The organism is Pseudomonas donghuensis (assembly GCF_000259195.1).
GTDB classification, from domain to species: domain Bacteria; phylum Pseudomonadota; class Gammaproteobacteria; order Pseudomonadales; family Pseudomonadaceae; genus Aquipseudomonas; species Aquipseudomonas donghuensis.
This window is the reverse complement of sequence record NZ_JH650780.1, coordinates 66605-73673: the sequence shown is the minus strand read 5'-3', so window position 1 is coordinate 73673 and position 7069 is coordinate 66605. Positions and strand designations below refer to the sequence as shown.

The 7069-nt window shown below is 61.0% G+C and carries 7 protein-coding genes; all 7 read right to left on the bottom strand.

The window, feature by feature from the left end:
• Window positions 1-64 precede the first annotated feature (64 nt).
• The 7 genes from UW3_RS0123365 to UW3_RS0123335 are packed head-to-tail and all read right to left on the bottom strand — an operon-like array spanning window position 65 to window position 7023.
• Window positions 65-1033 (bottom strand): type II secretion system F family protein, encoded by a 969-nt coding sequence (locus tag UW3_RS0123365; protein ID WP_010226140.1) that lies wholly within the window; start codon window positions 1031-1033, stop codon window positions 65-67.
• A gap of 27 nt (window positions 1034-1060) precedes the next feature.
• The gene (locus tag UW3_RS0123360) at window positions 1061-2047 is read right to left on the bottom strand and encodes a type II secretion system F family protein (RefSeq protein WP_010226138.1); all 987 of its coding nucleotides are present in this window, start codon (window positions 2045-2047) and stop codon (window positions 1061-1063) included.
• A 2-nt stretch (window positions 2048-2049) separates the two neighbouring features.
• Window positions 2050-3483 (bottom strand): TadA family conjugal transfer-associated ATPase, encoded by a 1434-nt coding sequence (locus tag UW3_RS0123355; RefSeq protein ID WP_010226136.1) that lies wholly within the window; start codon window positions 3481-3483, stop codon window positions 2050-2052.
• 3 nt (window positions 3484-3486) lie between these two features.
• A complete protein-coding gene (locus UW3_RS0123350; RefSeq protein ID WP_026001486.1) occupies window positions 3487-4704 on the bottom strand; it encodes an AAA family ATPase in 1218 nt (405 codons plus the stop codon).
• Window positions 4698-5201 carry a TadE/TadG family type IV pilus assembly protein gene (locus UW3_RS0123345; protein ID WP_010226133.1) on the bottom strand — a complete coding sequence of 168 codons (504 nt, stop codon included), beginning with the start codon at window positions 5199-5201 and terminating at the stop codon, window positions 4698-4700. Before UW3_RS0123345 ends, UW3_RS0123350 begins: the two co-directional genes overlap by 7 nt.
• Complete coding sequence (locus UW3_RS0123340) at window positions 5201-5671, bottom strand: TadE/TadG family type IV pilus assembly protein (protein WP_010226131.1); 471 nt, start codon at window positions 5669-5671, stop codon at window positions 5201-5203. Before UW3_RS0123340 ends, UW3_RS0123345 begins: the two co-directional genes overlap by 1 nt.
• A gap of 8 nt (window positions 5672-5679) precedes the next feature.
• A complete protein-coding gene (locus UW3_RS0123335; RefSeq protein WP_026001485.1) occupies window positions 5680-7023 on the bottom strand; it encodes a TadE/TadG family type IV pilus assembly protein in 1344 nt (447 codons plus the stop codon).
• Window positions 7024-7069 lie beyond the last annotated feature (46 nt).

The window sequence follows — 7069 nt, the reverse complement described above, 5'->3', positions numbered from 1 at the left end:
GCCTCCAGCGGGTAAACCCGCTGGAGGCAGAGGCCCCTTGTCGTTAAGGCTTGCCCTCCTCTGCTTACAACTTCCCGAAGACCTTGAACACGCCAATGATTGCTGGGCCGATCGCCACCAGGAAAAAGCTCGGCCACAGGCAGAAAATCAGCGGGAACATCAGTTTTGTGCCGATCTTAGCCGCTTTCTCTTCCGCCAACTGGGTACGCCGGTCGCGAAACTCTTCAGCGTAGATACGCAAGGTAGCCCCGACACTGGTACCAAAGCGGATGCTCTGCGCGAGCAAGCTGACCAGCCCGCGAATGTCTTCCAGGCCAGTCCGTTCGGCCAGGCGCTTGAGTGCTTCGGTACTGGGGATCCCGGCGCGGACTTCGGAGTTGACCAGCGCCAGTTCCACGGCCAGATCGGGTTGGCTGACCGCCATTTCCTCGGATACCCGCTCGATTGCCTGGGGCAAGGCCAGGCCCGACTCGACACACACCACCATCAGGTCCAGGGCATCCGGGAAGGCGACAAGCAAGCGGGTCATCCGTGCCTGTTTGCGCGCGTTGACGTAAATGGACGGTGCCAGCCACCCCACCCCCAGCGCCACTAGCAGCACGACCATACCGACGAGCAGCGACAGTTTTGGAATCAGCGGCAATGCCAGCACCGCAAGGCCCACCATGGCCAATGGCGACAACAGGCGAATGGCCCAGTACATCTGCACCGCTGCGTGCGAGCGATAGCCGGCATGGGTCAGCAGCGTTCGGGTCGCCGAGGGCTGGCCCTGCTCTACCGAGGAAAAGCGCTGGCCGACTTGCTCCAGCAACAGTTGCAGGTTGCTGGGCGTGCTTTGCCCGTAACTCTCCCCGCCATGACCGCGTTTAATCAGCAAAAGACGCCGCTGTACCGGGTCTTGCAACCCCTGCACCAGCAGCACCAGCGTTGCCACCGCGAGCACTACGCTCAGGCCGATGGCCCCCGCGAACAACAGGCGCGCCAGTTGCTCGTCGCCCACCACACTGTTGATCAAGCTCAGCAGATAGTTCATGACCCCCTCCTCGACACCTGGCGATGTTCAAACCTGGATGCGGATGATTTTGCGGATCCAGAAAATCCCGATCAGCATCGCCACAAATGCCCCGATCACCATTTTCTGGCCCAGGGGCTCGTTGAGCAGCATCGGCAGGTAGGTCGGGCTCGACAGCACAATCGCCGCGGACAATACAAAAGGCACGGAGACCAGTATCCAGCCCGACATGCGCCCTTCGGCCGACAATGTCTTGATCTTGCGTTGAAAGCGAAAACGCCCACGAATCAGGCTGCTCAACCGTTCCAGCACCTCCGTCAGGTTGCCGCCGGTTTCGCGGTGGATCAGCACCGTTGTCACCAGCATCATCACGGTCATGCTCGGCATGCGCTCAAGCAGACCCAGCATGGCCCGACGCACATCGTTGCCGTAGTTGATATCGGCGAACGTCAGGCCGAACTCATGGGCGACCGGCCCCTTATGCTCCTCGGCCACCAACTGCAGGGTTTCGTTGAACGGATGACCGGCACGCAACGCCCGGCACATCGCATCCAGGGCATCGGGCAGGCCTTCCTCGAACTGGGCGAAGCGTTTGCCACGGTCGCGGGATATCTTCAGCACCGGCAGCCAGAATGCCAGCAGGGCCGCAGGAACAGCCACCCACCAGAGTTGGCTGAACAGCCAAACCACGAGCCCGGTTGCCACCGCCAGGACCAGCCCAAGCAACAGTACCCGGTAGGCGCGGTAGTCATGCCCGGCCTGTTCAATCATCTGTGCCAGCGACTCCATCGCCGGCAACTGCTCCAGACGGGCTTCCAGCGGTGACAAACGGCGCAGGTATTTCTGGCGCAGCACCGACTGCATGTTCGCCTGGTTACTGGCGGTCTCCAGCAGATTCAGGCGGCTACGGATACGCTTGCGCACCTTGCTGGCCTCGCCAAACACCGGAACCGCCAAGCCCTGGCTGAGCAGAAACATGGCCGTGAACACCATGCCGAGGAACGCCAGAATAAACTCGCCGGGGATTTGGTTCATGTTTATCCCTCCATCCAATCAGGCCGAAACAGGCTGAGCGGCAGTTCGATACCGCGCCTGGCGAGCACATCGCGAAACGCCGGCACCATGCCGGTGGGGCGAAATTCGCCGAGGACTTCACCGTGCTCACCGATACCGTTGCGCACGAAGGCGAAAATCTCGGTCATGGTGATGATCTCGCCCTCCATGCCGTTGATCTCCTGGACGCTGACCAGGCGCCGTGTGCCATCCTCCTGACGCTCCAGCTGGATGACGACGCTGAGGGCCGAGGCTATCTGCTGACGCATGGCCTTGATCGGAAAGGTCGCGCCGGTCATCGAGACCATGTTCTCGATCCGCCCCAGAGCGTCGCGCGCGGTGTTGGCATGGATGGTGGTGAGCGAACCGTCGTGTCCGGTGTTCATCGCCGTCAACATATCCAGCGCTTCGGCGCCACGCACCTCGCCGATCACGATGCGGTCAGGGCGCATACGCAGGCTGTTACGCACCAGTTCGCGCTGGCTCACCTCGCCCCTGCCCTCGATATTTGCCGGACGGGTTTCAAGGCGTACCACATGGGGCTGTTGCAACTGCAACTCGGCCGAGTCTTCGATGGTAACGATCCGCTCGTTGTGCGGGATGAAGCTGGACAGCACGTTGAGCATGGTGGTCTTGCCACTGCCAGTACCGCCCGAGATCAGCACATTCATGCGGCCACGAACGATTGCCTTGAGCATCAGAGCAATGGAGGGCGTCAGGGTGCCCATCTTCACCAGGCTCTCCGTGTTGAGCAGGTCCACGGCAAAGCGCCGGATCGACATGCTCGGCCCGTCGATGGCGAGGGGCGGGATGATGGCATTGACCCGGGAACCGTCCTTGAGCCGGGCGTCCACCAGCGGTGACGACTCATCAATGCGCCGGCCCAGGCTGGAGACGATACGGTCAATGATGTTCAGCAGGTGGTGATTGTCGCGAAAATGCACATCGGTTCTCTGCAACTTGCCAAACCGCTCGACATACACCGAGTCAAACCCGTTGACCAGGATGTCGGATACGCTGTGGTCGGCCAACAGCGGTTCCAGGGGGCCAAGGCCAAGCACTTCGTCCGTGATCTGCTTGATGATCATTTGACGGCTGCTGGCACTGACCGGCGCCGAGTGCTCGTCGAGCAGGCGCTGACAGATCTCGCGGATCTGCCGCGTCGCTTCGGCAGGCTCCAGGGAATCGAGCAATGACAGGTCCATGACCTTGAGCAGCAATTGGTAGATCTTCTCCCGCCAGTCGGTCTCCACCTGATTGAGCTTGGTCCGGGTTTCGTAGAGCACGTCCGGTATGGCGGCCTCCCAGGCCATGAGTACACTGACGCAGTTTTCACTGTCGGCCTGTACATTCTGCTCGTCTGCCGGAGCATTTTTGCCGGCATGCTGACGCAGGCGATTACGAAAGTCGCTGAGCATGGCTTAACCTCCGAACAAACGGCTAAAGGTACGTTTAAACAGCCCCCGCTCGCTGGCCACCACCCCGATCAGGTTCTGGTTCAGCTCACGCATGGCTAAAGTCACGGCTGCACGCGGCGCGTGGACCTCCAGCGGTACACCGCTGTTCTGGCTTTCACTGACCACCGAATAGTCGTTGGGGAGCTTCTGCACGTCGGTGCAGCGCAGGGCCTCGGTAATGTCCTTTAGGCTGACCGGCGAGGTTTTGTTGTAGCGATTGACCACCACCTGCAAGCGATTGCCCTGCACACCCAGGTCGTCGCGCAGGATGCGTGTCAGGCGCGTGCCGTCTTTCAGGTGGCTGAGACTCTGTTGCATCACGATGTAGATCCGGTCCGCCTGCTCCAGCGTGACGCCTGTGAGGTGGTCGATTTGCCGCGGCAAATCCACCACCACCCAGTCATAGGTACTGCGCGCCAGCCGCAACAGGCTTTCCAGTTGTTCCAGGCGAACATCCTGCGACAGGCACAGTTCACCCGTACGGCCACTGAGGACATGCAGGGTCGGGCTGAAGTGGCTGCAGAAACCGCGCAAGGCGATGCTGTCCAGCTCGTCGACCTGTTTCAACACTTCCATGTGGCTGTGTGTCGGCAGTACATCCAGGCAGTGGGCCACCGTGCCGAACTGCAGGTCCAGGTCCAGCAGCAGGGTTCTGCCACCGCGGATGCTCAGCTGATGGGCCAGATTACAGGCCAGCATGGTGGCGCCCGATCCGCCCTTGGCATTCATCACCGCCACCAGCTTGCCGCCTGTGCCCTGTTCGGCATGGACCTCCAGCAACATGCGGTTGATTGCCGCCTGCAGGTCGTCAGCCGCCACTGGCTCGGGCAAGAAATCCCGGGCGCCGGCCTGCATCGCCATGCGCATGCCTTCACGCTCATCCAGCGGGCCGCAGACCAACAATGGCGGTCGCTCTTTGAGCGGATGCTGCAGCAGGGCCGCCAGCTCCTCGCGCCACAAGTGGCTGACCCGCAACAGCAACAAGTCAGGCATTTGCTCCAGCCCATACAGCGGGTCGGTGTGACCGTTGCTCACCAGGCGCGTGTTGACGTTCAGGTTGGGCAAACCCTGGCTCAACGCTTTCAGATGGTTCAACGCCGTCACGTCACGTCCACTGATCAATAGGCGCATGCCTGTTTTTTCAGTCACGCTGGCGACGGGAGCTTCTTTGGTATTTAGCATGGCGTAATCTCCGGGGTGACTCCCGCCTCGGGTTGCCGACCAAGGCTTTCACGCGGCACGGTCGACCTGTACACCGGCAGGGTGAACCCCCCACCGAACCCGGGGATCAACAGCTTGAAGGTGAAGTTGCTCAGTTGTAACTGGATATAGCGAATGGCTCGAAAGCCGCTGGCGCCGCTGAGGTCGCCGGGGCTTGCGACCACCGCACCGTCCTCGTCCAGGTAGACCAGGTTCAGGTTGGCCGTGGCCAGGTTGCCGATCAGACTGCTCGTACCACTGTTAGTGGCCGCATTGAAAATGGCTCGACGCAAAATCGCCGGGTCATGGATATCGCACACCGCCGCCAGGCGAGCACCGCGGCGAACGCTTTCATTCAGTGCGTTGACGGTGAAATACAGTCGGCCCATTTCCAGCACGCCGAACAGCAAGGTGAAAAACACCAGGCTGGTAATCGCGAACTCGACGACATACACACCGCGCATACGCTTGAGATTCATCATAAGGCCCTCATCACCACGGTAGAGGTCAACGTCAGGCCAAGCGGTTCGCTCTGGCCATAGAACGCAGGTAGTGCGCTACCGATCACCGGCAAGAAGGTGTAGTTGATACTGACCTGGACGTGATCAGTGCCCACTACCGTCACCGAGACTTTTCCGGTGGTCAGCCCCGGTACCACCGCCGGGTAGCCATTGGGGTTGGCCGGCACACCGTACACCGCAACGCTCTGGGCCTGGGCGCGAAGCGTGTCGCTCACTTCGACCTTGCCCAAGGTTGCATTCCAGGCCTGGCCGGCGACAAAACGTCCAGCATCCCGACTGGCTTGCATCAGGCTGTTGTACTGGAACAGCATGCGGCCGAACTCACCGAAGGTGAACAGCAGCAGTACCAGCAGTGGCAGCGTAATCACCATTTCCACCATCGCCAGCCCACGCTGGGCCTGCGGCGGCTTGCGTCCACGGTGTCCCATAAGGCCTCCTAAGAGTCGGTACTCGGTGTCTGGCTGTTATCGATATAGGTTTTGTACAGCTGAATGATTTGCGGGCCTGCGTCGTTGACAGGATTGGGGCCGGGCACATTGTCGCCCTCGCACTGTTTGACGAACTGGCCGAATATCTGCGCCGAGTTGCCCTGTTGATTGGCCGGTTGCATCACGTAATAGCAACCGAAGCTCAACACCGGAATCGACGACGCCCCGTCGTTCTTGCCGGAGCAATCGCCGATCACCACTTTCAGGATCCGCCGCTCGAACGCGCCGTTGCCCAGGCAGCCGCCGCCGGTGCCGGCAACACACGCGGCAGAGGCCCGTGCCCAGTCGTTGTAGTCGTACAGGGCTTCACCACCGGCGGTGACGAGGTTGCCATTGGTGGAGGTGACGGTCTGGTTGTTGTACTGGATCTGTTCCGGTGTACCGGTGTACGTCAACGACTTGTCGTTGACCGCAATCACCAGGTCCGGCGGATAGTCCGCAGCACTGAGGCCACCTGAATATTCGTTGAAGCGCGTATTCAGGCCTTGAGAGGCAGGCCCTACGGTGTTGCCCGGCTTGGTCAGGACGTTGTCGCCGACGCTATTGCACTGATTGATTCCGCCCGCCAGGCCTTGCCTCACGGTGTTGCCGCCCGAGCCGAAGTCGAGCAGCTGAAAATTGCCGGGGCCGATTGCCGAACTGTTGTTCGCCGCCGTTTTCAACACTTGCAAATCACCGAACTTGAACCCCCAGAACATCCCGGTAGCGGGGTCGTTCTTGCTCGGGTCGCCACACACCATCAGCGGCGTGATATTACACGGGCTGGCAGGGCTGGGGCCGGCGGTGGCCACCGCGGCCACGGCCTTGTTCGGGGCAACGCCATCGCCGATCGCCTTCAATATGCCCCAGAAAAAACCGCTCAGCGGGTAGTTGGGCACCGAAACCCGTACATAGCTCGCATTGGCCGGGCCCGGAAAGGAAAAAGGCCCATAGACACTGGCAGACAGCTCTACCGTGGCGAAGCCGGAAACATTATTGCCAACAGCGCTGGCCAGTTCCTTGTTGCCACTGGCGTTGGCATTAAGCGTCAGTGTGCCCAGGGCAGCGGCTTGCGTAAGGCTGGCCGAGCCGGTTGCACCGTATACCTCGCTGAGCGTCTTGGCCCCGCTCAGGGCTGCGGCATCGACAGCATTTTGCAGCCGCGCCTTGTTTACCAGCATATGCCCGCCGTCCAGCGCAAAAGCCCCCATCACCAGGATGGCGGCCATGGCGATCACCGCCAGCACAATAATCGTTCCGCGCTGTTGCCCTGGAAACGCACGGAGTGGTTGGTGGATACGTGCTCTCATCATCAAGCCCTCCAGAGTTCTGCCGACCTTGATCTGCCGGGTGCCGTCG